This is a genomic window from Acetobacter sp. P5B1 (genome assembly GCF_018811985.1).
In the GTDB taxonomy this organism is placed as follows: Bacteria; Pseudomonadota; Alphaproteobacteria; order Acetobacterales; family Acetobacteraceae; genus Acetobacter; species Acetobacter cerevisiae.
The window spans coordinates 1-26,481 of sequence record NZ_JACRVS010000028.1 but is presented as its reverse complement, the minus strand read 5'-3'; the positions used below and the strand labels follow the sequence as shown (position 1 = coordinate 26,481).

Here is a 26,481-nt window from a genome sequence, read left to right as displayed (position 1 = left end):
ACGCAACCGGGTAATCCGCAGCAGAATGCCTATATTGAACGCTACAACAGAACTGTACGGCAGGAATGGCTGGAGCAGTATTTGTTTGAAAGCATTCAGGACGTGCAGGAGGTCGCAACACAATGGCTCTGGACATATAACCATGACAGACCCAACATGGGGAACAGCGGGCTAACCCCCGCCCAGAAACTAAAAACAGCTGCCTGAATTCTCATTCAATGCCCCACTAAAAATGGGGGGATTACCGAGCAATATCAGTTGCCAGCGCTAGTGTCAGAACTGGATCGAGCAGTCTGTGACGCGCCTTCTGTGAGCCATTTTGAATGCCCCAATTTCGGAACCACGAAGCATAAGCCACCGTCGCGCGTGCGATTTCCAGATCAGCCGGCGTGTCCATGAGACTATGTCGCGGCCGGAAATCGCGTAAGCACTCATATCCTGTGTCCGACCAGTTTCCTGCACTTTCCGCGGGCAGGTAATGGTGACACCAGATTACATCGATTGCGGCAAGAAGCGGCAGAATAGCGTGATGCCGTGCTTTAAGAGCTTTGAAGCCTGACAGGCTAAGAGTGCTTTTGAAAGATTTCTTGTTTGTTCTTACTGTTTTAGAAGTTTCCGTAGACGTGTGTGGTTCGATCAGCAGTGCATCTGCTCCCTGCGTAGCATTCAGAGCATGGAAGCATCGTTGCCACGAAAGCGGAATCTCGGGATGATGACGTGCCTGTCTCGCTGCAATATGAAGAACGCGCCCTAAAGTCCCGCGCAGAGTGCCGGTAATTACGCTGCGCGATGAGATGTAACTGTTGAAATCGTAGCGCGGAAAAGCCCGGCCAGTCTGTCTGTAAGCGCGATGAAGCTGATCCATTATAGTCCAGATATCGTGTGCGTAAGCATAAGACATCAGAGCGTGACGTTGAGCTCTCTGCTTTTTCTGTGTTTCTGTAGAGGGGGCTTCGGTCAAGGGTATGTACGGTGGACGCTTGTCCGGGTCGATCAGGTCGTGCACTTGATTATGCAGATCGTGACGATTTTTTATCTCAAAATAATCTAAAAAGTCGAGAAATTGTCGATTAGATTCTGGTATCTGTGGTGTCTGAATTAGGAGACGGAGTTTCTGTTCAAGAAACATGATGTGCAGATCTTTTGTATCTGCCGCAGGAAAACAATGAGTGTCGTGCTGCGCAACAGAATTCAATAGAAAACACTGCAGTTTTACGTTCAGATCCTGATCCGAAGACTTAAAAAACATTGTGGGGAACCGCTTTATAAAACGCTAAATTAAAGCAAGACAAACATATTATAGACAAGAGCGACATAAAAAATAAGATTTTTCGGGCAGTGAATTTGTTGTTCGCTGAAGTTCCAAAGCGTCACTTCCTCATGATGACGTGAAGGAAAGACTATTTTCTGAAATTTATGAAATCACGTGTTCCTGTGCCGCGGCAGCAAAGACCTTTGCGTAGTCGCTTGCATGGCTCTCCCCGATTTTGGGCAATCCGTCAGGAAAATGAGTTGAACAGGCCGGAATAAAGCAGAACCCCCTTATATTGACGATTATGCACGGTTTTCAGGGGTAAATCCTTGGTCCAAGGAACACCCCCCTAGAACCCTCCCGATTTTGGGGTCTCTCGTCACGAAAATTAGTTGAAACCGCCCGTTCAAGAAAGAACCCCCCCGATTTTGGGGCCTCATGCGCAATTTTCAGGGGTAAATCCTTGTTCCAAGGAACACCCCCCTAGAACCCTCCCGATTTTAGGGCCTCATGCGCAATTTTCAGGGGCAAATCCTTGTTCCAAGGAAAAACGGCCAAAAACACGACCAAAACCGGAGTGGAGGGCAAAACGGAATCCACATTTTTTCGGAAAAATTCTTAACAAAAAAGACCCGAAAAAAGCGGCAAATTCGACCAGGCCGCTCCACAACCATGAGGGCAAAAACAGACCTTAAAACGCCTCTGAGAAGAATTTTCTACGGCTCACTCATCAACATTAGAACCTCAAATAAACGGATACAGAGACGTTTTAAGGTGTGATTAGATCATTTTTGAAGAAAGAGAATGACAGCTTTGTCAGAAGCCAGAATGAGCAGGAAAAAGACATAAATAACATTACAAAGATGTTAAATAAGTCAAAAAAGAGAGAGATGGCACGATACCGTGTTTTTGGTGCAGGGCACCGAAAAACACTTCGTGCTGCCTGCCTGTCGGCAGCCAGGGAGCCAGTCAAAGAACAGATTTAAGTTGTTGATTTGTAGTGAAATTTTTCCGCCTTATGGCTCGTCAAGGAGCGTTGAAAAGCTCGGAAATGCGACAATTACTGTAAGCAAAAAATACAACGATTTTTCCACAAACATGAGTGTTGGTGAAAATGATAAAATTCTCGAAAAAAGAATGAAAATAAGTCGTTCCCGACTTTTTCGGCGCTTGATTGAGCGTGCCGTCTGCAGTGACGTGCTTGCGTTATGAAGAAAGTGGATTTTGTTTTTGTGTGAGTCGTAGCGGGTCGAGGAGATGGAGAGTGTTCGAGGCTGCAGTGCCAGCCTCCCCAGAAAAGGAAAAGGCCTTCACGGCATAGCTTCCTTACGGGTTACTCTATCTACTGGAACTTTCATGGCTACGCTTTCAACAACAGCAGGCAGTTCGTCTGCTTTGTCCTCTATCTTTTATCCGATCGACGAGGACCTTCTGCTTTATAGAGACATGGCTCTTGCTCTGGGTGCTCCTCCTAACTCCCATATGTTGCGTTTTATGGGGCCCGCTGGTCAGAATCTGGTATTCATTGGCGAGAGCGGCACGCAAGAGTGGGCACGGGTGCAGCACATGGCAGGCTGCCGCTGGCCGCAGTTGCCTGCACCCGGGTCTGTCGCAACCGACGGCACGAAACTGGACTCTCTTCCTGAGCGCATTGTCTATCAAATGCTCTCCGTTCTCAAACGCCGCAACATGCATGTGGATGTGCACGAACCCATCTGTATTAGTGACGGGCGTTTCCGCGCTGACCTTACGCTCCGTAAAGGTGCTGTCTCCCGCTACATAGAAGTAGTGGGCTGCTGCGGTTCTGATCGTATAACCCGCAATAAAGATGAGCGCACATGGCTGGCTCGGCTTGATCAGCGTCTTGCCTTCTATCGGGCTCAAAAAATCGAACCAGTTCTGATCTGGCTCGACATGTTTGCGCATCCCGCAGAGCTGAAAGACCTGTGCGTCGATCTCGTCGATGATGTTGCACTGCGCGGAGCCTGATCATGACCAATCATCCCAAAACAGCAGAAAGGCTCCCACGCTGGGAGGAGGGCACCATTCGCCTGATCGATATTCTACCTGAAACATCCGGTGGACCCTGTCGTCTTCGGTCGGGGTTACCGGTCTCCCTCGCGTGGAAAGACGTGATCTTTTGCGCAGGGCACAGGACGACAGAGATCGATAGTCCGACATTCGAGGGTGTTCTGGAGCAGGTGCCCGGTGAAAAAGGCGGGAGTGCGTTTGTCGTGGAAGACAGTCTCTTCAATGCGGTCTTTCCACGCGGGCAGGCACAGCCCTTGTGCCTTGCCGGCTATAATATGGCGTTCCTGCACCAGATGCTGGGTGGGCCGTGGGAGATGCCACCGTATCTCCTCTGTCTTTATCGCCTCGCGCGGGTGTTTCAGTTGGGCAAGACGGGTGACTACACACTGGCCGAACTGGCTGAATATAGTCAGCCGACGCTTGATATGCCCTGGTATGAAAGCGGTGCCACAGCCCGCCTGCTGCAAGGGCGTGTCGTGCTCTCGGAACTGCTCTTCCAGACGCGTCTGAACATGCTGGTCGCCTTATCCTGCACACGCACGCTGCCACCACCGGTTTCTGAGCCATGGGGCAAAGCGCAGGGATGGCAGGCAATGGAAGGCGGGATCTTTCGGGATTTTGACTAAATGCCGTCTGATGGCGGTGTCATCAGGGTACAGAGGGAAGGGGGCGCACTGATCGTGCGTCCCCTTTTTCTGGTTCCATGGGGTGGCCCACATTTCTCTTATGCGAGGGCTCCGTCAATCCGGCTTTTTTTGCTGGTAATGTACGCGTGTCAGATCTGTTTTTCAGATTTTTGCAGAGGCGTTTTCGAAGGGTCGTTGCCCTTCTCCCCAGAAAAGGAAGAGGTCATCGTGCGTGTGTCATCGGGGCTCCCGTGTCACTGTGCGCGAGGGGATTTTCTTTACTGAGGATAATGCCTTTTGAAGAAAGAACTTTTCTCATGTCAAATCAATTCTTGGAGAGCACGTCCCCGGTTCGTGACGTTTATGAGGTCTTGTTGATCCTCAAAGGCCCGCTTCTGGCGGGTCTCAGAGAGGTGCGCGATGGTGCGTCAGACACCATTGATGGCGTGGTTCTTCTGGCTGAAACGATGACACAGGCTCTGGAGCGCGCCTGCGACACACTCGATCGTCTCGACAAGAAAGACTGATCTCACAGCTGCTGCCTGTTCGCAGGCAGCAGTTTTTCTTTGTGCTTTATTTTTAAAAAGACGAGACTTGTCCGATCATTGACGGTTTTTTCCGTGAGAGCAGCAGGTTGGCGCGTGTGCGCCCGGCAATACGGTAGAGGCCGCTTTTAATCAGCAGCATGGAGAGCCCGGACCAGGCGCTTTTTTGTGTTGGGCGTTCCAGAATAATATGCTGCGGATACAGGCTGGGCGATGTCTCGCGAAAAAAGGCGTCCAGAACATGATATTCCATGCCTTCGATATCAAGCTTCATAAGTGTGATCTGCTTGAAACCGGCCTCGATAACGATATCTTTGAGTGGCCGGATGGGAATAAGCGCAGGATGGTCTGATGGACTGGCCTCTGTGGACAGTGGAGCAATCTGACCGCTGCCTAGATCATGATAGCGCGGCATCAGAGTGCCAGTTTCTGATGTTGCCCCAACTGCGCAGGAAATTGTCCAAATGGGGAGCGGTTGATTCAGGCTGAGCGTTTCCTGAAAACGCTGTATCAGGGTGGGGTTAGCCTCGATGGCCAGAATACGGCGTGTCTGACACTGTGCTGCATAGAGCGAGAAAAATCCCATATTGGCGCCCACATCGACAAATGTGGCGTCGGGGGACAAAATACGCCGCAGCCAGTGAAGTTCCCGGCGGTTATAAAGCGCGCCACAAACGGCACCTTTTGCATCCGTTTGATTATCCCGTGGGTGAAACCGCACTCGATAGCCGAACAGGAGGCCATCAACAATGTTTGGCCCTTGCTGAAACCAGGAGACGGCCAGGCGACGGAGCCTTTCGCGTCCAAGCAGGCGCTCATGCATGACCAGACGAGCCAGTCGCTGGCGGCGTGTCATAGGGTAGGTGCCAAAAGGGGCGATGGGGGCAAGACCTGCTCGGGTTTCTGCATAAGAAGGGAGGGTGGGGGAACGCAGCACCTGTATGGCTCCTGACTCGTCGCCACGAATGGGCGATATTTCTCAGGAGCATATAGGGCGGATTTGCGTCTATAGCAAGCGGATAAATGATTATATAGGCGAAGAAAATTATACTTTCTTGTGTTTCTCGTAGTTTTGTGCGCGAAGGTCTTGTAAACCAGTACGATCTGCCGGTTTACAGACCTCCGTCTTGTCTGAAGATTAAAAAGGTGTTCCTACCGACGTCAGTTTTTTCCAGTTGTGGAGTTTGGGGTCCCAGCGATTGATCACTGATCCCGGATAAGACAGGCTCGAGGCAAAATCATGCACGCCACTGAATTCGGTCGGGAGAAGCTGAATGCTTCCGGCATTGTCGTCCCACAGCAAGTTCCCCTGTGCGTCAACAATGGCGATATAGGTATCCGTTGCCCCATAATACGAAGCATGGGCAATCAGAGCTATGGCATGAGGGAGCGAAGGGCCAAAGCTGACATCGAGAATGCGAGGAGCCTGATCAAGAGAGGGGCTGTCTTTTGGGTCTCCTGGATAAAATTTCCCGTTCGAGAATTTCAGATTGTCCGTATGGGTGAGCAGGGCGGCATCGGCCGCTGTTGCAGCCCTTCCTGGTTTGGCCCCCAGTTCATCGCCGAAGGAAGGTCCCTTTGCATGGTCGATAATATGCTGCCAGTCGGTTGCATGGCTGATTGACGGCTGAGCTGTAAGAATGACCGCTGTCATGGCCAAAGCAGTGAACGACAGCCGTAAAAGCATGCGTGGGCGCGTGTGCGCAGAAAAGCGTGAGGAGGCCGGCGCGTTGCAGGTGTACTGTGGGATGGTAAGATAAGGCAGGAAAGACATGATGCGCTCCTGAGACTGCCCAAGTGGGTACGTGCGGTATAACTCAGGAGCGATGGGCGAAAAACCGCACAACATCAAGCGAAAAACCAATTATTGAGAGACAAAAACCGCCGGTTCTGCTTTTTAGGCGCGTGGCGGGCCACCGGCCCAGACGACTTCCCCAAGCACGATGAGTTCATCCGCTTCGCTTTGTGTCAGATCCTGAGGGGGATAACGGTCATGGTCGGATAAGGCGCGGATACCGCCGCCAAGCCGCTTCTCCAGACGACGGATCATGATCCCGTCACCGACATCCAGAGCATAGATCGCACCCCCTTTAATCTGGCGGGCACCTGTATCGATCAGGGCTAGATCACCATCTCGCAGGGTTGGTGTCATGGCGTCACCGCTCACGCTCACCAGACGCAAACCGGCACTATCCCGTGAAATCGTGGTATCCAGCCAGTTTCTGCCAATGCGGAGCCCTTCGTCCTGACTGTCGATCCACGGGATGACGACCTGGCTGCCGCCCCGAATAGCAGGCTGTCCTGTTCTATCTGGTGGTGTGTCAGGCGTGCTGCCAGTGCCATAAGCAATCCAGTCCAGTGAAGCGCCGCAGACCCGGGCGAGGGCGGCGAGGGACGTGAGCTTCATCTCCCCGCCGTTCATATAATCTCTCAGGGTCGTGTAGGGGACACCGGCGGCCTTGGCGGCATGGGTAATGCCGACAGACTGTGCGGCCTGGCGCAGCCGTTCGCCTCTTTCGCGCATGTGTCTGATCTGTTCATCCATAAGACGGCGTTTCCGTGTGCGTGATGCGGTCATAGGCACTCCCTGGTACGTGGGAGTTTACTCGTATGCGAAATACCGCTTGTGTGTATAGTTGAAATACCGTAACATGGGTGTTGCTGTGTTTCTGCGATTCCTCGTGCATTTATACGACTCTGGCACGAAATAACGCGGGTTTAAAGGGGGATGCCATGGCGGAGATCGAAAGTTTCCCGCTTAGGGAGAATGCTCAGGCGCGAGTAGAAGAGCTTTATGCCGGATTGCATGAGGTCACGCGTCTTGTGGAACTGGAGCATCTGATTCTGCACCAGAGGCTGGATGGCCTGAAAGCTGACAGTGATGGGGCCCGGCTTCTTGAAGGCATGATTGCTCTGGGCGGTGTCGTCACGGCGAAACTCTCCGGCCTGCTCCAGCTTTGTCGCGATGTAGGAAATCTCTGATGACGCGGTTGATTTCGGGTGATCTCCCGCAACGGGTACTTGCACTCGTTCGCAACGCGCCCCGGCGCAGTGCTGGTGTGGCGGGTGTTCTGCTTCTCTCGGCGTTCTGGTGGCATCACGAGCACAGTCTGCCTGTGCAACTGCTCAAGGCAGAAAACCTGCATTATCCAGACGGTGCGCGCCAGTGTCTGCAACTCGGTTCCAACACTGGCATTAACTTTCAGTTGCGTGGGGGGATGACTGGCTGGCTGGAGCGCACGGAGTTGACCAAACCAACAGCACATCCTTTTGTATTCTACGCGGGCCCTGCTGGGAATATTCCGGATCTTGTGGTTGATCTGGAGCAGCGTGGGCTGCTTGTGCGGCATACTCTGACGATGACGGCTCATCAGGCATCAAGTGAGGTCGGGCCGCAGGCAAGAACCGAAAGCGGTGCATATTATCACCCGGTCTCTTACCATAATATAATCCGAACGGCACCCGTCGTTATCTTCACCGTCAAACGCAATGACCCGCGTTTCCTGTACCGCTTGCAATGGAATGATCGTTTTCTGGTGGAAAAAGCGTCATTTCCTGTCAGGGTTTATGACACACCTCTTCCCGAGTCCGGTCGCTACACCGTTCCTGTCGTGTTTCCTTATATGGTGAGCATTGCGTCTGCCGCCTGTCTTCCGGTGCAGCCCCGCGAGGTCACCAATATCCGACCGCAGACAGATCCGCGAACTGGAAATCTGAGCTACAGAGCAACTGTCGTTTTCAGTGTGGACAGGGTGTCGGCGTGGATGGATACGGCAGTTTTCCGACGCACCGTAGGGGCTCCAGATTTTCTGGCCCCCGGCAGTAGGCTTCGCCGCGAGACGGTCTTTCAGGTCGAACAGGGTATGCCGATTTTCAGCACTGATTACACACAATGAGCAGTGCATCTGTAAAAAACGTCGTGGGCAGAGTGACCGGCCTTGCGTGCCGCAGACCGGTTTGGGCGGTATTGATGATGGCAGGTCTTGGGGGCGGGTGGATATTGCTGACCCCGCATCATGAGTCCAGTCGGAGAGCGGCGGAAGAGGTTCTTGCGTCTGTCCGAACATGGCCAGATGACAGGGGCAATATTATTGGGACTGCCAGCAGGCGTGTGTGTAAACGGGTAAAAAGCGAGATCTTCGTATCCGGGCTGGGTATGATGAATAATGTTGATCAGCCACGTATGGCACTTCCTGCCCCGGGTTACGATGCTGGTGTGACGGGTGTCTATTTTGGTGGTGGTCCATCTGGTATTGCGTCAGGCGCGTTTCTGCAGGCGCTAATGGATGCGGGTGTTGTCAGGCGTGTGCCCGTTACAATCGTCACGCACACTCATGCGCCTTCTGAAGCGGCCTTAGCTTTCGTCCCGTTGCAGGACACGATGGCAGGAGGGATGCCTGTTGCGCCGCCGCAGCAGTTCACGGAAAGCAATGACCAGATGAAGGCAGACCTGTTTATTGGAACAGGGCGGTCTGCGGACTGGTTTCTTGCCAACCCGTCACTACGGACCGGGCTGATGGGAATTGCTCCGGCCATGACGCCCCGGCAAGGGCATTGTTCCGCCAGGCATCGTGGCACCGGACGGGCTGTGCTATCCGCTGGAAGCTGATCATGTGCTTGAATATACGGATGTCAGGTCCATAGGCTATAAAAAGCGCGAGATCACGGTTGCCATTCTGATGAAGCCGCGTGAGATGCCACACTGGGTCTCCGATCCCCGGATTTTCGAAGCCCTTCTGGATGGACCTGTTCTGCCAGAGGATGTGCATGTCTGGACGTTTCAGGATGCGGGCGATGGCTGGCGTCTGACTGGTATCACGGATATGCGCGAGATGGCGGGAAAAGGGCATTATGTTGGCGATTAGGTCTCCAGCGACGGAGAGCTTTTTTAGATCTCATGTAATCTGAGGCCGTATCTCCGCTATTTTCTACGTTTTGATAAGTCCTCTGGTATGGCGCGGTGTCGACCCCACATAGTACCTCGGCAAACAGGGAAGGGGCCTGCATGATTCCGCTTTCAATTCTCGACCTGGCGTTTATCAATGAAGGGAGTTCTGCTGCAGAGGCTCTCCATCGTAGCGCAGACCTTGCCGCGCATGCAGAGAGTTTAGGGTTCCGTCGCTTCTGGCTCGCGGAACATCATGCAATGCCCGGTATCGCTTCGGCAGCGACCGCTGTGGCTATTGGGTATGTTGCGGGAGCGACGAAAACCATTCGGGTGGGGGCAGGTGGTATCATGCTGCCCAATCACGCACCGCTTGCTGTCGCCGAAGCGTTCGGAACATTGGACTCTCTCTATCCCGGTCGGATCGACCTTGAATTGCCCCGGGTTTTGTGGAGACGTTTTTTATCTGATTTAAGCGGCTAATGCATGTGATTTCTGTTGTGCATGAAAGCGGGCCTCAGCTTCTGCTGGGGAGATGTTTCCAATGGAGGACAGGAGCCGCCGATTGTTGAACCAGTCGACCCATTTAAGCGTTGCCAGCTCAACAGCGTCCCTGTTTTTCCATGGTCCTTGCCGATAGATGAGTTCGGTTTTGTAAAGCCCGTTAATGGTCTTCGCCAGGGCGTTATCATAGGAATCCCCAACACTGCCTACAGAAGCAACAAGGCCCGCTTCAGCCAGTCTTTGCGTGTAGCGAATGGACACATATTGACAGCCGCGGTCGGAATGGTGGGTCACTTTTCCCTCAGGCTGCCTCTGGCACAGAGCCTGCTCGAGGGCATCCAGCACGAAGTCGGTATGGGCCGTTGAGGAGACGCGCCAGCCCACAATAACCCGTGCGAATACATCAATGATGAAGGCCACATAAACAAAGCCCTGCCAGGTGGAAACGTAAGTAAAATCCGAAACCCAGAATCTGTTGGGGGCTGGTGCATGAAACTGGCGTTGCACCAGATCCTGTGGACAGGGCCGTGCCGGATCGGGGCGTGTGGTTCTGACCCCCTTGCCACGAATGACGCCTTTCAGCCCCATCCGGCGCATCAGCCGCTCTACCGTGCAGCGGGCGACATCCAGGCCTTCACGTTTGAGCTGATGCCAGACCTTGCGCGCTCCATAGACGCAGAAATTATCATTCCACACTCTACGGATGTCATCGCACAGCTCTTTGTCTTTCTGGCTGCGCACACACGGATTTTTCTGTCTGGCAACAGTTGCATAATAGGCAGATGGTGCAATCGGCAGGATCTTGCAGATTGACCCGACACCATATGTCTGCCGGTGCTCCTCAATGAAGCGTGTCATGGCTTGAAGATGCGGTCGAGTTCCGCCTGGGCAAAATATGCCGACGCCTTGCGCAGGATTTCATTGGCCTGCCGCAATTCGCGGTTCTCTCGCTCCAGTTGCCTGATCTTCTCCCGATCAGGAAGATCACTTACCGCAGGCGCATTGGCACGTTCATGCAGACGGGTCCATTTTGACAGCGTGTCTGGATGAATATCCAGCTTTGGCGCTATCATCATCACTGCGGACCAGCGTGATGGATGGTTCTTCTCTTCCTCCAGAACCATGCGGGCTGCACGTTCACGAAACTCAGGTGGAAAACGCTTCGATTTGTTGCTCATGAATCCTTCTTACCTCTCGGGTCGTTCTGTCTCCACAAAACCCGGGGCAATTCACAAGAGGCTCCCGCGCAATGGTCTGCCGGTCGAGCCAGGTGGCACCCTCTGCCGTCATCTGCCGCTCCAGAGTGACGTCCGAGCGCACGGCCAGCGCGACACGCGCCTTACCTTCGGCCACCCTCTCATGTTCGTTGATCCTTTGCTTGGAAAAATTATTCCCCTCGCACCCGACCGCATCTGTATTCTTGCTTTTCTGGAATAGAAAGATCTTTTACCCGATGAGGAATAATTGCAGTAAAATGGGTATGACTTGCTCCGGATGATGGTTGCCGATTTATCAACCGTACATCAGGAACGTAGCGACCATTTGGAAGCACATTTCAGGCCGCCACTACATGCGGCCATGGAGATGATAATGTCGTTTCCCGACATGCCAATAAACACATCCGGGACGCATTACGCTCAAGCCTATATTGCAGTCCTGAACATGATCGATGCGCAAAAATCCGCAATGAGTCTGCTCTGATCTCTTGTGCGCAGAGGGGGAACTGCCACATTTTCAAATTCTTTCGTAAATCGTGGTTACTTTCTCATGGAGAAAGCCTTTCATAATCAGAAAGAGTTCTTCTCGTTGCCAAAGAAAATCTATTGGTTATATGATCCAGCATGCAAGGTGATGATTAGGGGAAATTTCTATAGTGTCAGGTGCGCTCACTTTACAAATTTCTTTACGGCGTGTGCACTGATTATAAAAAATACAGCCCTGAGAATTGTTCTTAGTGTTTTCGTTAAGTCGAAGAGACGCAGGTTTAGCGTTTGTTGGCGCTACAGTCGATGAGGCAAGAAGAGCTTGGGTGTATGGGTGCAGAGGATGGTTAAATAGCTCGTTGCTGTGACCTGTTTCAACAATTCTTCCTTTATAAAGAACGGCAACACGGTCAGATATTTTTTGTACGATTTCTAAATCATGAGAGATAAAAAGATAGGCCATATTGAACTGATCTCGCAGGTCGAGCATCAGGTTTAGGATGTGAGCTTGCACGGAAACATCAAGCGCTGCAACAACTTCGTCAGCAACGATCAGTGTGGGATTAACTGCAATGGCACGTGCAATGCCGATACGTTGCTTTTGTCCGCCAGACAGTTCATGAGGCCTTCTGCTCGCAACAGTAGGGTCCAGCCCGGTTTGCTGAAGAAGGGAGACAACCCGATCGCGGCGTTCTGCACGATTCATGTGTTTGTGTTGGGCCGTTAAGGCTTCTTCTATGGATGCTCCCACAGACAGTGAGGGATTGAGAGCGTTATGAGGGTCTTGCAGAATAATCTGGATTTTTTTGCGATATGGCCGAAAAGATTTTTTGGATAAGTTGGTAATGTCTTTTTTTTCATAGAAAATTTGGCCACTGCTTGGCTGACTTAATCTGACAGCCAGACGACCAAGGGTCGATTTGCCGCTACCGGATTCTCCAATAACTCCAAGGATCTCCTTGTGGCGGAGTGTCAGGTTGATGTTGTGCAGGACTTGAACAGGCGCGCGGTTAAACAGAGCCAAGGGACGGTCACTATAACTTTTATTGATGTTCTGAAAGCGCAAAAGAGACATCAGGCTTGTCCTGTCAGAGGATAAATGCAGCGTACCTGTCCCCCACTTTCCTGCTCTGTCAGAGGAATGACATGCGTGGAGCAATTTGCCCGGGCAGATGGACATCGTGGAGAAAAATTGCAACCAGGAGGTAGTCCCTGCAGATCGGGCACTTGCCCGGCTATGGTTCCAAACCGCGTGCGGGGCGTCTGATTGTTGGGAATGCACGAAATAAGTGCATCAGTGTAAGGATGTGCCGGATGATTGAAAACTGTGCGGGTTGGTCCGTCTTCAACAATCTGGCCTGCGTACATAATGTATGTACGATGCGAATAACGTTGGGCGAGATGCAGGTCATGAGTAATAAAAAGAATACTCATACCATATTGTGTGCTGAGTGATATCAGCATAGTCATTATCTCTTTCTGAACTGTCATATCCAGCGCTGTTGTTGGCTCATCTGCTATGAGTAATGCTGGTTTGCATGCTATAGCCATGGCGATCATGACCCGCTGGCACATGCCCCCAGAAAGCTCATGGGCATAGGCCTGATAACATTGCCGTGGATTGTTAAGTTTAACATCTTCTAAAAGTTTCAATGTCTGTTGATAGGCTTCGGAAGACGACATGTTCCTGTGGCGTCGCAACACTTCGGATATCTGCTTGCCAACAGGTTTGATCGGGTTAAGTGAAGACATCGGATTTTGGAAAATCATGGCAATACGTGATCCGCGTATATTGCTCATGGATTTTTCAGTAAAAGAACTGATCTCCATGTTTTCTAAAATAATTGATCCTTCTACATTCATCCCTTGTGTCAGGCCCATTATGGTCAAAGAAGTCATGCTTTTTCCGCTACCGGACTCCCCGAGAAGGGAAACGACTTCTCCTTTGCCAACCTGCAATGACAGACTATCTATGATTTTTACGCTACTGTCCTGATTTTTTACATTCAGGTCAGAAACTTTTAAGACGGGATGGTGGTGTTCAATATAGGTCATGAACGGGCGTGTACACTGGAGACAAGGTGATCCAGTGCTTGCAAAAGCGTTGAACGAGAGCAACCAAAGTTCAAACGGACAAAATTTTTCGTCGCTGTTTCATGAAAGTCAGCACCGTTGCTGAGTGCGATGTTTGCTGTGCTAAGGAAATAGTCATATGGGAGAGAGGGGAGCCCAAGCCGCGAGCAGTCGAGCCAGGCTAAAAAGGTGGATTGTGGAGTATGCACGATTATTTCCGGTACGTCCTGACGGAGGCGACTGATAAGTAAATCGCGATTTTTCTGTAAATATGACTTAAGGTCAGTCAGCCATTCTTCTCCATGCGCATAGGCTGCTTCCGTAGCGATAAGACCAAAGATATTGACACTATCGACCATGCCCATACGGCTATTTTCAAAACGGACGCGCAGTTCTGGATTAGTAATGATCGCAAAAGCAGTTTTAAGTCCGGCAATGTTATAAGACTTACTGGCTGCCATAAGTGTAATGCATCGTTGACCTGTTTTTGGGGAAAGGCTGGCTATAGGCACATGCTTGCGGCCATCATACACAAGGCCACAGTGAATTTCGTCTGAGATGATAAGAGCATCTTCTCGTTGGCAGATATGGGCAATCCGCTCAAGTTCTGCTCTGGAATAAATCTTTCCGGTGGGGTTGTGTGGATTGCAAAGCAGCAAGGCTTTGCACCCACTCAACTGCGCACTCCATGTTGCGTCATCCATTGGCCATGACCCGTCTTCTCCGGGGGTAAGCCAGATATCGCGGCGTAGTAGGTTCCAGTATGTGGGGGAGCGGAGTATGGGGGGGTATGCTGGTGTTTGAATGGCAACGTGCTCGCCTGGTGCGAGAAAGGCTTTTAGTGCCATATTGAAACCGGGCTCTACGCCAGGAAGCATAACAATATCGGCTGGTGTGATGGTCCAGTCATACCGTGCCTTCATTGTTGCTACAATTGTCTGTCGCAAACTGTCCTGAGCAGCAGCATAGCCAAATATGGGATGAGTGAGGCGCTGGCGTAATGCGTCTGTAATGGCAGGAGCAACAGGAAAATCCATATCCGCGACCCATAGAGGCAAGACCTCTGCCGGGTAGCGTGTCCATTTGTTGCTGTCGGTGCCACGTCGGTTTAGTGGCGTATCAAAATCAAATTTCATATTCTATGTCTTTGCATGCATCGTGTTGAGATCAACCAGGCATATCGCCTATCGCAACGGGCCGCGAAGGGTCAGATATCCATGCGGACCAGGAGCCGGGATACATGGGAGCTGCAATGCCAAGCATCATGAGTGCCGCGACATTATGCGCAGCAGAAACACCGGCTCCGCAATAGACGCCGACTGGGCGGGTGCTATCTACCCCGAGTGAGGTATAGCGTGTGCGCAAAGTTTCCATGTCGAGAAAGTGCCCGTTATCTGACAGATTGTCGGAGGCGGGCAGATTGTAAGCTCCGGGGATATGGCCACGGCGCGGTAGGTTCGCAGGTGTGGCACCCCCTCTGTAATTGACCCTTATACGGGAGTCCAGTAATATGCCGTTCCGAGCAAGTTGTGCTGCCGTATCCGCATCCATGACGGGCATCTGACCGATCTGTATGTTTTCATGACTGGGCGTAGGAGCGATGGGCTGCGTATGGGCGATAGAAAAGCCCTGATCCGTCCATGCCTTGAAGCCACCATCAAGCATACGAACATTTGTAAATCCTGCCCAGCGTAGTACCCACCATGCACGGGCAGCCTGTAGATTGCCATCGTGGTCGTAAACAACAATGGGAGCGCTACGTGTAAGGCCAAGTCGCCTGACGGTCTGTTCCAGTTGGCTTGGATCAGGCAAGGGGCGCGAGCCATTCAGGGGGTGGCTTGGTGCGGCAAAGTCCTCTGCCATATTTGTGTCTATGGCACCGGGAATACGGGGGGCTGTTGCATATGGGCGTGGGCAGGACGTGTCGTCCGAGCGAACGGCGAGCACAGAAACAGGTTTATGCTCTACCAGCAGGGTATTGAGTGCTACTGCGGTGATGAGGACCGTATCACGGTGAGCGTCTGACATGAGCAATGTGCCTTATACAAGTAATTTAAAGTGAAACAGACATGTTGCCAGAATTCATAATGGCATGAATTAAACCGGCTCGGGTGCTTTCTGTATGCTTCAAGATGACTTCATGCGCGGCGGCGCTATTGTGCTTCCGTAGAATTTTTACAATTTGGTTATGCTCCTGGTTTGTTTCCATATTCAGGTCGGAAACATCTCGCAGACGGGCACCAATATAAAAAAAGCGCGCACTTTCTTCTAACAGAGCGGTAATGAGCGTAGCTAAACGTGGATTTCCTGATGCACGAGCAACAGCTATATGAAATTTCTTGTTTGCTTCTATAAAGTAATCAATGCTGGCTTCTTCCTGTTTTGTGTAGGATGCCTTGGCCAGCCTATCCAGTTCATTCAGTTGGTTATCGGTAATATGGATGGCAGCAAGAGATGCAGCCGTACTTTCGAGCGCAAGCCTGACCACAAAGAGGTCATTGATATCCTTGATTGTAACGGGCTTGATACGTGAACCTCGACGAGGAACAATATCGACAAACCCTTCCATGGCCAGCCGGGCCAGGGCTTCATGCACGGGTGTTTTGCTCATCCCGAGACGTTTAGCCAGATCATGCTCCGATACTTCACTTTCTGGTGGCAGCCTACAGGTAATGATTTCCTGCCTGAGGTGAATATATGCCTGATCAGCAAGTGACATTTCTGCCTGAGTATCCGGTTTGAGCATAATCTGTTCCATAATATTATAAATTCTGACATCACCAGAGGTCAGATAACCTGTTTGATAAACCTGATGAACGTGTGACCCTTGTTTGCGCTCAATGTTACGCAACAGCTATCCTAAAGCCGTTTCCTCGCCAGAAACCGTTGGGTTCCAAGCTTCCTCTATAACTACAGTTGGCTTTTAGGCTTGGACTGGAAAAGCATCCTCCCCGCAAGACGCGACGGATAGTGGCTGGGGCATTCAGATCTTCGCGGCCGTCGTTGCAATAAGGATAGGTATAGTCAGGGTGTGCCATATCTTTCCCCCAGAGAGTACTGGTCCATTCCCATATCTGACCAGCCATATCTTCAACACCGAAAAGGGAGCGTCCGACAGCAGATAAACCAACAGATGTTGGCTTGTTGAGCCCCAGTTCAGACGAGTTACACAGGTCCGAACGCCACTGTGGACCCCAAGGATAACAGACTTTTCCAGCATAATCTGGTTGGGGTCCTCGGGCGGCCCATTCCCATTCCGGCTCAGTGGGGAGACGAACGACTTCCGAAGCGGAAATACGCCCTTCTTTGCGCCAACGCTGTGTGAGCCAAGCACAGTAGGCTTGTGCATCATACCAGGTTACGTCCGCTGCAGGTATATTGGCCTGTGCTGGCAACAGGGTATTGAATGCAGGCCAAGTGTGGGCAGTTTGCTGCACAAAAAGCGCATACTGACTGTTTGTGACGGGAAAACGACCAATTTTGAACGCTTTGACATATACTGTGTGAACAGGGGACGAATTGACATGTGTGTCTGAGCCAAGGGTAGCATACCCTGCAGGAATGCAGATGAGATCATCGAAGTTCCTCTGATCACCCAGTGCTGCCAGCATGTGCGCTACCTCATTTTTCGTAGGGGTGGTGGATGCGTCATGTTGTAGGAAATTCAGGAGTGCTGATCTGCATAATTGTTGTATAGAGAGGTCATTCTGTAAATGTTGGAGCACAAGATTTGCGCCATAGCGCAGACCTGTGGCGGATGGGTCGTCCATACTCAATAAACCGCGAGTAAGGGGAACGATGGTTTGCTGTCTTTTTTGTAAAAGCGTTACTAAAAAGGGGATAGCCCGCCGCCACAGCGACAGATCAGAGCCAAGCGTTGCCAATCGAGCGTCATCTTCCATATCCAACAGAGCATATGCCGCGATGACAGGAAAGAGAGTCGTCTGAGCAAAGTCGGAGCGGAAAAAATTTTGTAAAGTTTGTGGTAACTGATCAAGTGCCTGACGATTGCCTTGCCAATATGCGGTAATTACTACCTGCAATTCCTTGCGGACCGACAATGGAGCGGCATTGTCTAACCAGATATCGGCGACGGCAAGTGAGGTCGCCTCACCATCCGCTAGCTTACCAACTGCGTTTGCTGCAACAACCAGATTAGGGCGGGCTTCTTGACCTTTTTGTACGGGAGTGTCTGCTGATAAAGCGCGTTGTTGTGCTGCATTGAGTTCCATGATGGAGAATTGCGCTAGCGTGAAAGGCACATGGAGCCCTTGGCAAAGAAATCTATTGGCTAAAATGACAAGACGTAATCCATCTTGTTCCAGATAAAGTTTCTCGAGCTCATTCAAAACCTCATCAGGGTTGAAAAAATTTTCCAGACCATCAACGATCAGGAGGCAATTATCGTGTTCAAGCAGGTGTTCAATGCGAGCATAAAATTGCTCCCAGTGATCCTGAGGGTGCACAGGCGCATAGACTGGCCAGGTCGGCGGTAGGTTCCAGCTTTCAACCTGGACAAGATTCTGGTCGTTACGAGGAATAGGACGGATGAAATTTTTGAGATTATACTCATTATGTCGGAGCTGTTCGCCTGCAAGGTTAAGGGCCAGATCAAGCGCAAAACTGGTTTTCCCACTCCCTCGTTCACCCCAAAAAAGAGAGAAACGGTTTTGTTGAACCATCTCCAAAGCAGAGAAATGTACCGCCGGCCGGGGAGCCTTGGGGGCTGCTATCCTGCGTAGTCCCTTGGCTTCGCTATCTTCCTTTGTGTAAGTGGTCAGAAGCGGGATATAACCATCAGCCCAATTGGCCTGTGCCGTGCCATTAGTATTCCATAGCAAGGGGCGCATGCCGTAGTGCTGAAGAAGAGAGACCGCATGTTGGCGTAAAAACTGAAGCATTAAACGTCTTTCTTGAAAAGGGCCGCGACTTCGGGCTGATGGAAACGTTGTATTTCCAGAGCGTATCCCTTTGGGTCTTCAAAAAAGAAATGCTCACAAAACCGACCTTTCTGAATTGAGGAAAGGTTGGGTACATGCGCATTGTGTAATTTTTTGTGCCACTCTTCTACTGAATCAGTAAGAATGGTCAAAAGAACAGCGTTATGTGCCTGATGTTTGAGGTGACCTTTGTTACCATCCACAATGCCAAAATAACTTTCTTTTCCAATGCGGTAGATACGGGCAAGTCCTTGGTCCAAAACAAGGTCAAATCCCAACAAACCCTCATAAAATGGAACAACATCATGAATATTATCGTAATAAAAAAATGTTATAGACGATTCAAGTTTCATTTTTTGGAACCTTCTTTGAAATAAATCAAACCTTTATGGTTCATGGATAGCCCATCAATGTCATGCCGTGCGGCACAAATGCTGTTTGGGTGCGCAAGATACAGCCAGGGAGGGTCAGTTTGTAAGGAAGACAGGCAGTTTGCATAGTTCAAAGCCCGCTCGGATGAGCAGAGACATTCATTGGCACGGGTAATACTGCTTTCCAATGCACTATTGTCGTATCCCTGCCACCAGATTCCACGCGTCCTGCTACTTATTTTGTCGTTAAGAACACGGAAGGTGCTGTGGGGGGAGGAATCAAAAAGAGCAATATCCCCTATCTCTTTGCGACCTATCTGACGAGCATAGTCAGGTCGGTCTTCTACAACATCCAGATTCACATGCAGGCCAATGGCTTCCAGAGAATTTTTTATAAATAGACTTATTTGCAAAGCATGTTCAGGCATAAATGTTGGTGTGCGTAATGTTACCGAAAAATCCTGACCAAGCTCCGCAAAGAAGGCCCGTGCTTTTTCCGGGTCGTAAGGAATATGCGTCTGATTGAAGCCAAAATGGAAAGGGCTGACAATTGTGCAGGCAGGAATTGCTTGCCCATTATACACTTGGTCGCAGAGTGCTTGTCTATTGACTGCCATATTAATGGCTAGTCTTGCCTCGGGATGTGAAAAAATACCTTTGTTACAATTCAAGTATGCCATGACGGAGAGACAACTGGTTGCCGACAGCCATTTGAAGGAGGGATCTTGCTCTGGGAGGGGAGAGAGCGCATCCAATTGGCAGGCAATATCCACCTGACTAGTGCGGAGCAGGTTTAGTCTGTCTTCCGGGTGTTTATGTGCAGCAAAGTGAAGGGTTTTGGTAGGCTGTGCGCAGGAGGAGAGTGAGGCCTGCACACCAGGTATAAATGTCAGAACATGGAAGGGGCCTGTGCCAATGGTGGCGTGGCCTGACTGATCCAGTTTTGAAAGGTAAAACTCGCTAAAAATTTCTGGCAGGTCGCCCATGGGACGTGATGTCTCCACGCGCAGGCAAGTGGAAGATGGTGCGGTAAAAGTGACCTGATTAAAATAGCGTGCATAAGACCACTTCATGCCAAAGGTATCCACCGATTGGCAGATCTCGGTCAAAAAAACAACAATATCAGAAGCAGTGCAAGGAGACCCATCGTGGAACAGTGCATTGCTGCGTATATGAAAATTCCAGATCAGACCATTGGATTCCGTCTCCCATTTTTTGAAAAGCCCCGGTGTGATATGACCATCTGTCCATGTGCACAGAGGTTCAAACACCAGAGATTTAAGGGTCAGAATACTACGATCATCCGTTACACGATGAGGTGGGAAAAAGTCGACTTTTTCCTGTGCGATACGCAGGACAGTGCTTTTCATGCTCGATTAGCCTCGCTTGTAATCCGCTGGCTCGGGCTAAAGTATGCGCCCGTTGCATCAGCCAGAAGATTAAATGCCAGCACGGTCAACACAATAGCGATGCCAGTGCTAAAAACAGTCCATGGCGCCACACGCACATAATCAAGGTTCATGGCAATATCGGCCCCCCATTCTGCCGTGGGTGGTTGTGCCCCTAACCCTAAAAATCCAAGACTGGCCACTTGCAAAATTGCCGTTCCAACAGAGAGTGGCGCAAGGGTAAGCAATGGAACAAGCCCGTTGCGCAGAATATGCCTGAGCATGATGGTATGGTCAGGCACGCCAAGTGCGCGGGCTGCATCAACATAGAGCATGCCCGAGAGACGTCTGGCCTGGTTGCGTGAAAGCCGGGCGAACTGGGGGGTCAAAGTAACGGAAATAGCGAGTGTGGCACTCGTCAGCCCCGCACCCATGGCCGCGGAAAGGGCGATTGCCAACACAAGGGCAGGAAAGCTGAGGATCGCATCGATAACGCGCATGGCGATACTGTCTATCCAGCCGCCCTTAAAGCCTGAGACAGAGCCGATTACGACCCCAAAGATAAAAGCTAAGGAAACAACGCTAGCCCCGATGAACAGCGTATGCCGCCCACCGTAAAGGATACGTGATAGCAGGTCGCGTCCAAATAAATCTGTGCCGAGTGGATGCGTCCAGGAGGGTGGTTGTAGAAGTGCCAATAAGTCGATCTGGTCGGGAGAGTACGCCCCGACTAGAGAAGGGCAGCTAATAAGCAGGATTATGCCTCCTAAAAGCACTATACCAATGCGACCACTGGCATGGCGTAGCAAATGTCCATAAAACGCACTCATGAGGACCGTCCATTGCGCAAGCGGGGGTCGATCAAGGCCGTGATCACATCTGTGCCAAATGAGACGATCATAAAAATAATGGCAAAAACCAGCGTTGTGCTCTGAATGGCTGAGTAATCCCGGGTGCGGATGGCTTCAAACATGTAACGTCCTACACCCGGCCATGAAAAAACCGTTTCAGTCAGGATGGCACCTCCGAGCATGTCACCAAACTGGACACCGAGCACCATGATCGCCGGTCCAACAGCATTGGGGAACGCCTGTGAGAGCAGGATTTGAGTCTGACGTAATCCTTTGGCACGAGCGGTTAGAATATAATCGGCAGAAAGGGCTTCAAGCATGGTGTTGCGTAGGAAACGCGCCAACGTGGCGGCAATAAATGTCCCCAGCACAAGGGCGGGGAGAACAATATGGGAGCCGAGGTCCGCCAACATGCTGACGTTTCCATGGAATAGAGCGCCAGATAGGGCAAACCCGGATGTGAGCGCTTGCGGTGCAAAGGCACTGCTACGTCCTGCTACGGGCAACCAGTCCAACCAACTGCAAAAGACAATTTGCAGTCCAAAAGCCAGAAGAAACGCAGGAACGGACACACCACAGAGCGTATAAAGCTGTAAGATACGATCTATAATTCCTCCTGGTTTTCTGGCGGAAAGAATGCCAAGCGGTAGGCCTATGAGAAGAGAGAACAATAAGGCTACAACAGCAAGTTCTGCTGTTGCTGGCAGGTAGAGCCTAAGAGAGTCAGCAACCGGGCGGCCAGTTCTTAAGGATGTGCCCAAGTCTCCATGTAACAGTTGCAACATGTAAGTGCTGAACTGCAAATACAGGGGGGTATCCAGATGCAGATCATGGCGCAGGGTCATAATTTGCAGGTTAGTGGCATCTGGTCCCAGCAGCATGACAGCAGGATCTCCAGGGATCAGGTGTGTTAGGCTGAAGACTGCCAACAAGACCAGAGCCAGCACAGGAATAGCTTCCATCACCCTGCGTAGGAAAAAATAGATCATCGTAGGGGCTCCCTTTTGGAGACGCCCCAATATTCATTCAAGGGAGGTGTGCTTCGAACGGCAAGCCCTTCGACTTCCTTGCGCTGAAAAATAATGATTTTGCTTGTAAAGAGATACGCAGCAGGTGCCTGTTGAAGGATTAGGTCCTGAATGGCTGCATAAAGACTTTTACGCACATCTTCCCGTGGTTCGCTCTGGGCGTTACGAATGAGAGCATCCAGCCTGTTGTTGGGAGGCATGCGGAATGTCATGGCTGTATTGGCGAGGGTAGAAAGGTAGCCAATTGTAATATGCGCATCCGGGTCATTGTACCATGGTTCGCGGCCATCCAGCGCCAGATCGAATTGTCCTGCAACATGTCGTGCGCGTAAGCTGGGAAACTCCATCTGCTCAATGGTGACATCAATCCCGATGACAGCAAGGTTGGCTTGGATAAACGTTGCCACGGCAGCCCAGAAAGACCCTTCAAACGTTATCAGAGATAAGGTCCGTTTATGTGCAGCCCACTGTGCTTCGTTCAGAAGTATGCGTGCATAAGCCGGATCATAATTGGGAGAGAGTGCTTGAACCGTGGGGCTGAAGGCCCAGTTTACGGTAGGGAGTGGACCATAGGCGCGCTCTACCGTTCCTGCGAGTATATGGTTGGCCAGCCCATTATAATCTATTGCGTGTGTAATGGCCCTGCGTACCCGAATATCGGATATAGGCCCCTCTGAACGCATATTGTTAAATTCCAGTTGACGTAAAATCTGACTGGTTTTTTCAACAATTTTTATATCGGGGTTGTGAGAAAAGGACTGTATGTCCGACATGGAAAGCGCAGAAAGCTGCGCATTCTGCTGGCAGATATCAATTTCGCCACGTTCGAGCTCCATATGGCGTGTAGAGGCATCTGTAATAATGCGATAGACAAGTGTGTCTAATGCAGACCGACCACGAAAGTAGTCGGTATTGCAGGAGAGAATTAGACCAACTTCAGGCGTGTATTGCACAAAACGGAAAGCCCCGCTCCCAACAGGGGATTGCGAAAAATCTTCCCCGTGTGACAATACGGCTTTCGGACTGACAATAGCTGCCTGAGGTTGCCCAAGTAGGGACAGAAAAAATGGAACAGGAGAAGAGAGGTGAAAATCGACCGTTATAGGGTCAACCACCTCGATCCGTAGAACTTTGGCAAAGCTTGCTTGTGCAAAAGGGTTTAATCTACGAGTGCGCTCAATAGAAAACTGAACAGCCTGCGCGTCGACTGGCGTGCCGTCATGAAAAAGCACACCTTCAACCAGTGTAAATCTGTAATGCAGACCATCAGGGCTGACGTTCCATTTTTGGGCTAATCGGCCTTCAACATTCGGAGTATTGTCCGCCACAGATACGACGAGTGTATCAAAAATATTGATAATAATTTCGCTGCCAACAGGTTCAGCACGGTTCATTGCGGGGTCAATGCCTATTGGGTCCGAGCCAATGGCAATAACCAATGTTCTGCTACGGTCTATCTGCTTTGCAGTCGCTTCCGTTGGGAGCAATGCTGCAAAGCCGGAGGATAGGCCGCTCAGAATAACCGATCGTCTTCTGGTTGTCAGCAAAATCAGGAATCCAGGTTAGAAGCGGTATGCAACATTGGCATAGTAAAAGCCGCCATTGATACCAATTTGTTGCGAATATCTGTCGTATTTAACCTGCCCATAATAGGATGCGGCGTAGGGTACCTTGTTGGGGTAAGTATTGAACAGGTTGTTCGCACCCACTGTTACCGTCAATCGGTCCGTCGCGCGGTAAGAGACCGCAATGTTTGTTAAAAACCGTGCATGCTGATTATAAGGTTGAAAAATGCTGCTGGAGTAAGCATTTGTGCCCTGTTGAATTGTCATCTGGTCAAAAATATGACCGTAGCGCATTTCATGAACATCAACATTCCAGCGTTTCACAGTCCATGTTCCGCCAAAAATTAGAATGTTTTTGGGAGATGCTGTGGTCAGGTAAGCAATCTGCTGAGCATTGAGCAGGCTTTTGCCTAAGGCATTTGTGCCAATGCTTTTGATGTTTGTCTCGTTCAGGTTCAGAGCTGCATCCAGCACCAGATCCCCGTTTTCTTGCAGGTTGATTTTGTATTTACCCGTTATATCTACACCACGGGTGCGTGTGCTTGCCCCATTTGTAAGATAAGAGGCGGACACACCCGAGAGCTGAACATTGGAAGGCAAGGTACGCCCATTGGCCTCGTAGGCTGCAATGGCCTGTGCACCACTATATGTGCCTCCGTCCAGAATACGATCACGAATGTCGATCTGGTAGGCATCCACAGCGATCTCCAAATTATGGCGAGGGTGCAGCACAAAACCAGCCGTGTAGTTTATTGAACGCTCTGGCTTCAAAGGTGTTGCGCCCAACAGGCGAGCTCCAGGTGAGTTGGGTGGCAACTGGCCGGTCGCACCGGTCGTGGTGACTGTTGCTGAGGTATGATATTCCTCAGCCAAAGAGGGGGCGCGAATGGAGTTGTTTATTGTGCCACGGATACCAAACCACTTTGTGAAATCATACCGTGTGGAAATTTTTCCCGTCTCGGTATTTCCAAAGTCCGTGTAATGTTCAAACCGACCTGCGAGATCAATCTGCCATTTGGGCAATAGTCTGGTCGAAACATCGCCGTATACACCGTAAACAACTCGGGAATGTGTGCCAGCACTTTCTGGCTGGACACCAACTACCGCCTGGGAACCGCCATAAGCATAGGATTGGTAACTACCGCTTCCAATTGAGTAAGTTTCGTATCTATGCTCCGCCCCCAAGGCAACGTTGATAGGAAACTTCCAGAATGAAGGCTTGAACGCTCTTTTGATATCGAAGTTGTTGGTTAACTGTTGGGACGCAGAGTCCGAGAGATGGAAGTTGGTATTGGTTGCCCCGGTCAAAGCATAAATATTGATATTGGCAGAGTTGGTCATATCAATATTGGTACGGTCACCCCCGTATGTGCTGCTCAGGTCCCAGTCCCATCCGATCAGGTCATGCCCCCGTAGGCCAAGGCTGGCTGCATAGTCATTTTCGGTTATGCCGAGTGTGGGGGAAAAACCATTGGGATAAAGGCTGGGGAGTGTGCTGGGTAGCCGGTAGATCTGGTAGGTGCTGGCCGTGCGGTGCGCATAGGTGAGGGTGCCATATCCTTCTATCCCGTCTGTAATCTGGTAAGCGGCATTGATCGCAGCAGAAATGCGGTCTGTTGAAGGATCACCAATCCAGCGGCTGTTGGTTGTTCCTGTACGCACATCTGGTGCGGTTCTGTTCGTGCGATCACGGTGTAGGTAACTCAGCCCGGCATGGAGCCAACCTCGACTGCCCAGCTTAAAACCGTGGTCAATGTTGAAGCTGTTGGTAAAACCATCCCCCGCAGCATAAGCCCCCGCTTCATTGGAAACAGTGCCACCATGGTCACTGGTTTTGAGAATAATATTGACCACTCCAGCCACTGCATCCGACCCATATTGGGCTGAGGCGCCATCTCGCAGGACTTCGATATGATCAATCATTGAGAGTGGAATCAGGTCAATATCAACCGGGGTGGCACCGCGAAAAGGGCCTGCATCGGTTTGTATATTGGTTGTTGTGTGGCGGCGTTTGCCATTTACCAAAATAAGGGTTTGGTTGGGGCTAAGACCACGCAGGTTGATTGAATCGGTCAATGCGCCAACGGTGGTGCCTTGTGTCTGTCTGTTGACTGAGGGCAAGATCTGCATCAGTGCGTCACGCAGGTTGGTTTGCCCGGTTTGCAGTAACTCCTTGCTCGAAATAATATCGATGGGATTGAGGCTTTCGCGCGCTTTTTTTCCCGTTTCTCGTGTGCCTGTAACGATTACATTTTCTCTGTCGTGTGAGTCATAGTCTTGTTTCGTTGTGACATTGACCTGTTCAGCATGCCCCCCTGTTGTCATGGACAAAGTCAGAACGGTGAATGTGCCAAAGATAGTGCGCGTCTTGATGAGGGTCATGGAGGGTTACATTCATGCCGATGTGTAAGATACCACCTGATATATCAGTGCAAAAATGATTCTACCACATAAAAACGATTTAATTTGGAGATGGAGGGTTCGAAAAACCCCTTGGCTCTGAGTTGTTCTGTGTGATTCCATTTTTTTGGCGTTGATTGGGGATGGAGGAAGATGAAGCAATCTGGTTTCTTTGATGTTGAAGAGCGTCTTGCTCGGCTGAGCGGGCTTGGCGATCAACTGGAGGCCTTTTCCCGGACTGTGGATTTTGAGGTGTTCCGCCCTGATCTGGAGCTGGCTCTGGCCTATTCAGACGGAAGTAAAGGCGGACGTCCGCCGT

At 50.8% G+C, this 26,481-nt stretch carries 25 protein-coding genes, 3 pseudogenes and 1 other annotated feature; of the genes and pseudogenes, 10 read left to right on the top strand and 18 right to left on the bottom strand.

Annotated elements, in window-relative coordinates:
- The coding region (locus tag KP703_RS13135; protein WP_215754309.1) for an integrase core domain-containing protein at window positions 1-207 on the top strand (207 nt) is incomplete at its 5' end.
- A 34-nt stretch (window positions 208-241) separates the two neighbouring features.
- On the opposite strand, the gene KP703_RS13130 is transcribed toward KP703_RS13135, so the two are convergent.
- Complete coding sequence (locus tag KP703_RS13130; protein WP_215755262.1) at window positions 242-1,249, bottom strand: hypothetical protein; 1,008 nt, start codon at window positions 1,247-1,249, stop codon at window positions 242-244.
- A gap of 1,359 nt (window positions 1,250-2,608) precedes the next feature.
- Between KP703_RS13130 and KP703_RS13125 the strand changes: the two genes are divergently transcribed.
- The 3 genes from KP703_RS13125 to KP703_RS13115 all read left to right on the top strand — a co-directional run bounded on the left by KP703_RS13125 (window position 2,609) and on the right by KP703_RS13115 (window position 4,436).
- Entirely contained in the window at window positions 2,609-3,241 is a 633-nt protein-coding gene (locus tag KP703_RS13125; RefSeq protein ID WP_061504699.1) for a hypothetical protein, read from the top strand.
- A 2-nt stretch (window positions 3,242-3,243) separates the two neighbouring features.
- Window positions 3,244-3,909: a hypothetical protein gene (locus KP703_RS13120; RefSeq protein ID WP_215755261.1), complete on the top strand. Its 666-nt coding sequence runs from the start codon at window positions 3,244-3,246 to the stop codon at window positions 3,907-3,909.
- Window positions 3,910-4,226: 317 nt separating this feature from the next.
- Window positions 4,227-4,436, top strand: a complete 210-nt coding sequence (locus KP703_RS13115) for a hypothetical protein (protein ID WP_156476779.1) — start codon at window positions 4,227-4,229, stop codon at window positions 4,434-4,436.
- A gap of 52 nt (window positions 4,437-4,488) precedes the next feature.
- Here KP703_RS13115 and KP703_RS13110 read toward each other — a convergent pair whose 3' ends face one another.
- The 3 genes from KP703_RS13110 to KP703_RS13100 form a co-directional block, all read right to left on the bottom strand.
- Complete coding sequence (locus KP703_RS13110) at window positions 4,489-5,391, bottom strand: FkbM family methyltransferase (protein WP_215755260.1); 903 nt, start codon at window positions 5,389-5,391, stop codon at window positions 4,489-4,491.
- A gap of 201 nt (window positions 5,392-5,592) precedes the next feature.
- Entirely contained in the window at window positions 5,593-6,228 is a 636-nt protein-coding gene (locus KP703_RS13105; RefSeq protein WP_215755259.1) for a hypothetical protein, read from the bottom strand.
- A gap of 123 nt (window positions 6,229-6,351) precedes the next feature.
- A complete protein-coding gene (locus KP703_RS13100) occupies window positions 6,352-6,999 on the bottom strand; it encodes a LexA family transcriptional regulator (protein ID WP_215755264.1) in 648 nt (215 codons plus the stop codon).
- A 188-nt stretch (window positions 7,000-7,187) separates the two neighbouring features.
- Between KP703_RS13100 and KP703_RS13095 the strand changes: the two genes are divergently transcribed.
- The 5 genes and pseudogenes from KP703_RS13095 to KP703_RS13075 all read left to right on the top strand — a co-directional run.
- Window positions 7,188-7,436, top strand: coding sequence for a hypothetical protein (locus KP703_RS13095; RefSeq protein ID WP_061504705.1), 249 nt, complete (start codon window positions 7,188-7,190; stop codon window positions 7,434-7,436).
- Entirely contained in the window at window positions 7,436-8,350 is a 915-nt protein-coding gene (locus tag KP703_RS13090) for a hypothetical protein (RefSeq protein ID WP_215755258.1), read from the top strand. The genes KP703_RS13095 and KP703_RS13090 overlap by 1 nt, the downstream gene beginning before the upstream one ends.
- A 260-nt stretch (window positions 8,351-8,610) precedes the next feature.
- Window positions 8,611-9,063, top strand: coding sequence for a hypothetical protein (locus KP703_RS13085; RefSeq protein WP_215755257.1), 453 nt, complete (start codon window positions 8,611-8,613; stop codon window positions 9,061-9,063).
- Window positions 9,026-9,319, top strand: a complete 294-nt coding sequence (locus tag KP703_RS13080) for a hypothetical protein (protein WP_215755256.1) — start codon at window positions 9,026-9,028, stop codon at window positions 9,317-9,319. Before KP703_RS13085 ends, KP703_RS13080 begins: the two co-directional genes overlap by 38 nt.
- Window positions 9,320-9,459: 140 nt before the next feature.
- Window positions 9,460-9,783, top strand: a pseudogene (locus tag KP703_RS13075) (MsnO8 family LLM class oxidoreductase); the annotation flags it as partial.
- A 27-nt stretch (window positions 9,784-9,810) separates the two neighbouring features.
- Here KP703_RS13075 and KP703_RS13070 read toward each other — a convergent pair.
- From KP703_RS13070 to KP703_RS13005, 14 genes and pseudogenes are all read right to left on the bottom strand, one after another.
- A protein-coding gene (locus tag KP703_RS13070; RefSeq protein ID WP_215755255.1) for an IS3 family transposase occupies window positions 9,811-11,021 on the bottom strand; the annotation gives its coding sequence in 2 pieces (ribosomal slippage) (window positions 9,811-10,736 and window positions 10,736-11,021; 1,212 coding nt in all).
- Window positions 10,627-10,743 (bottom strand) — a sequence feature (AL1L pseudoknot). Its footprint overlaps the gene before it by 117 nt.
- 55 nt (window positions 11,022-11,076) lie before the next feature.
- Window positions 11,077-11,187 (bottom strand): annotated as a pseudogene (locus KP703_RS13065) (hypothetical protein); the annotation flags it as partial.
- A 483-nt stretch (window positions 11,188-11,670) separates the two neighbouring features.
- On the bottom strand, window positions 11,671-12,621 hold the full coding sequence (locus KP703_RS13060) for an ABC transporter ATP-binding protein (protein WP_061504708.1): 951 nt from the start codon (window positions 12,619-12,621) through the stop codon (window positions 11,671-11,673).
- Complete coding sequence (locus KP703_RS13055; RefSeq protein ID WP_082781583.1) at window positions 12,621-13,601, bottom strand: ABC transporter ATP-binding protein; 981 nt, start codon at window positions 13,599-13,601, stop codon at window positions 12,621-12,623. Before KP703_RS13055 ends, KP703_RS13060 begins: the two co-directional genes overlap by 1 nt.
- On the bottom strand, window positions 13,598-14,755 hold the full coding sequence (locus tag KP703_RS13050; RefSeq protein WP_061504709.1) for a MalY/PatB family protein: 1,158 nt from the start codon (window positions 14,753-14,755) through the stop codon (window positions 13,598-13,600). The genes KP703_RS13055 and KP703_RS13050 overlap by 4 nt, the downstream gene beginning before the upstream one ends.
- Before the next feature lie 31 nt (window positions 14,756-14,786).
- Window positions 14,787-15,647 carry a sulfurtransferase gene (locus KP703_RS13045; RefSeq protein ID WP_215755254.1) on the bottom strand — a complete coding sequence of 287 codons (861 nt, stop codon included), beginning with the start codon at window positions 15,645-15,647 and terminating at the stop codon, window positions 14,787-14,789.
- A gap of 25 nt (window positions 15,648-15,672) precedes the next feature.
- Window positions 15,673-16,470 (bottom strand): GntR family transcriptional regulator, encoded by a 798-nt coding sequence (locus KP703_RS13040; protein WP_252354076.1) that lies wholly within the window; start codon window positions 16,468-16,470, stop codon window positions 15,673-15,675.
- Entirely contained in the window at window positions 16,463-18,520 is a 2,058-nt protein-coding gene (locus tag KP703_RS13035) for a formylglycine-generating enzyme family protein (RefSeq protein ID WP_215755253.1), read from the bottom strand. The genes KP703_RS13040 and KP703_RS13035 overlap by 8 nt, the downstream gene beginning before the upstream one ends.
- Complete coding sequence (locus KP703_RS13030; protein WP_061504712.1) at window positions 18,520-18,912, bottom strand: VOC family protein; 393 nt, start codon at window positions 18,910-18,912, stop codon at window positions 18,520-18,522. The genes KP703_RS13035 and KP703_RS13030 overlap by 1 nt, the downstream gene beginning before the upstream one ends.
- Window positions 18,909-20,300: an ABC transporter substrate-binding protein gene (locus KP703_RS13025; protein WP_061504713.1), complete on the bottom strand. Its 1,392-nt coding sequence runs from the start codon at window positions 20,298-20,300 to the stop codon at window positions 18,909-18,911. The genes KP703_RS13030 and KP703_RS13025 overlap by 4 nt, the downstream gene beginning before the upstream one ends.
- Entirely contained in the window at window positions 20,297-21,148 is an 852-nt protein-coding gene (locus KP703_RS15815; RefSeq protein WP_215755252.1) for an ABC transporter permease, read from the bottom strand. Before KP703_RS15815 ends, KP703_RS13025 begins: the two co-directional genes overlap by 4 nt.
- Window positions 21,145-22,158, bottom strand: coding sequence for an ABC transporter permease (locus KP703_RS13015; RefSeq protein WP_061504715.1), 1,014 nt, complete (start codon window positions 22,156-22,158; stop codon window positions 21,145-21,147). Before KP703_RS13015 ends, KP703_RS15815 begins: the two co-directional genes overlap by 4 nt.
- Window positions 22,155-23,744, bottom strand: coding sequence for an ABC transporter substrate-binding protein (locus KP703_RS13010; protein WP_061504716.1), 1,590 nt, complete (start codon window positions 23,742-23,744; stop codon window positions 22,155-22,157). Before KP703_RS13010 ends, KP703_RS13015 begins: the two co-directional genes overlap by 4 nt.
- Before the next feature lie 15 nt (window positions 23,745-23,759).
- Window positions 23,760-26,144, bottom strand: coding sequence for a TonB-dependent siderophore receptor (locus tag KP703_RS13005; RefSeq protein ID WP_061504717.1), 2,385 nt, complete (start codon window positions 26,142-26,144; stop codon window positions 23,760-23,762).
- A 171-nt stretch (window positions 26,145-26,315) separates the two neighbouring features.
- Between KP703_RS13005 and KP703_RS13000 the strand changes: the two are divergent.
- Window positions 26,316-26,481, top strand: a pseudogene (locus KP703_RS13000) (IS5/IS1182 family transposase); the annotation flags it as partial.

What these genes read in the sequence shown, in the direction of transcription:
- KP703_RS13130 (WP_215755262.1), bottom strand. Translation starts at nt 1,249, where the DNA reads ATGTTTTTTAAGTCTTCGGATCAGGATCTGAACGTAAAACTGCAGTGT.
- KP703_RS13125 (WP_061504699.1), top strand. Translation starts at nt 2,609, where the DNA reads ATGGCTACGCTTTCAACAACAGCAGGCAGTTCGTCTGCTTTGTCCTCT.
- KP703_RS13120 (WP_215755261.1), top strand. Translation starts at nt 3,244, where the DNA reads ATGACCAATCATCCCAAAACAGCAGAAAGGCTCCCACGCTGGGAGGAG.
- KP703_RS13115 (WP_156476779.1), top strand. Translation starts at nt 4,227, where the DNA reads ATGTCAAATCAATTCTTGGAGAGCACGTCCCCGGTTCGTGACGTTTAT.
- KP703_RS13105 (WP_215755259.1), bottom strand. Translation starts at nt 6,228, where the DNA reads ATGTCTTTCCTGCCTTATCTTACCATCCCACAGTACACCTGCAACGCG.
- KP703_RS13100 (WP_215755264.1), bottom strand. Translation starts at nt 6,999, where the DNA reads ATGGATGAACAGATCAGACACATGCGCGAAAGAGGCGAACGGCTGCGC.
- KP703_RS13095 (WP_061504705.1), top strand. Translation starts at nt 7,188, where the DNA reads ATGGCGGAGATCGAAAGTTTCCCGCTTAGGGAGAATGCTCAGGCGCGA.
- KP703_RS13090 (WP_215755258.1), top strand. Translation starts at nt 7,436, where the DNA reads ATGACGCGGTTGATTTCGGGTGATCTCCCGCAACGGGTACTTGCACTC.
- KP703_RS13085 (WP_215755257.1), top strand. Translation starts at nt 8,611, where the DNA reads ATGATGAATAATGTTGATCAGCCACGTATGGCACTTCCTGCCCCGGGT.
- KP703_RS13060 (WP_061504708.1), bottom strand. Translation starts at nt 12,621, where the DNA reads ATGTCTCTTTTGCGCTTTCAGAACATCAATAAAAGTTATAGTGACCGT.
- KP703_RS13055 (WP_082781583.1), bottom strand. Translation starts at nt 13,601, where the DNA reads ATGACCTATATTGAACACCACCATCCCGTCTTAAAAGTTTCTGACCTG.
- KP703_RS13050 (WP_061504709.1), bottom strand. Translation starts at nt 14,755, where the DNA reads ATGAAATTTGATTTTGATACGCCACTAAACCGACGTGGCACCGACAGC.
- KP703_RS13045 (WP_215755254.1), bottom strand. Translation starts at nt 15,647, where the DNA reads ATGTCAGACGCTCACCGTGATACGGTCCTCATCACCGCAGTAGCACTC.
- KP703_RS13035 (WP_215755253.1), bottom strand. Translation starts at nt 18,520, where the DNA reads ATGCTTCAGTTTTTACGCCAACATGCGGTCTCTCTTCTTCAGCACTAC.
- KP703_RS13030 (WP_061504712.1), bottom strand. Translation starts at nt 18,912, where the DNA reads ATGAAACTTGAATCGTCTATAACATTTTTTTATTACGATAATATTCAT.
- KP703_RS13025 (WP_061504713.1), bottom strand. Translation starts at nt 20,300, where the DNA reads ATGAAAAGCACTGTCCTGCGTATCGCACAGGAAAAAGTCGACTTTTTC.
- KP703_RS15815 (WP_215755252.1), bottom strand. Translation starts at nt 21,148, where the DNA reads ATGAGTGCGTTTTATGGACATTTGCTACGCCATGCCAGTGGTCGCATT.
- KP703_RS13015 (WP_061504715.1), bottom strand. Translation starts at nt 22,158, where the DNA reads ATGATCTATTTTTTCCTACGCAGGGTGATGGAAGCTATTCCTGTGCTG.
- KP703_RS13005 (WP_061504717.1), bottom strand. Translation starts at nt 26,144, where the DNA reads ATGACCCTCATCAAGACGCGCACTATCTTTGGCACATTCACCGTTCTG.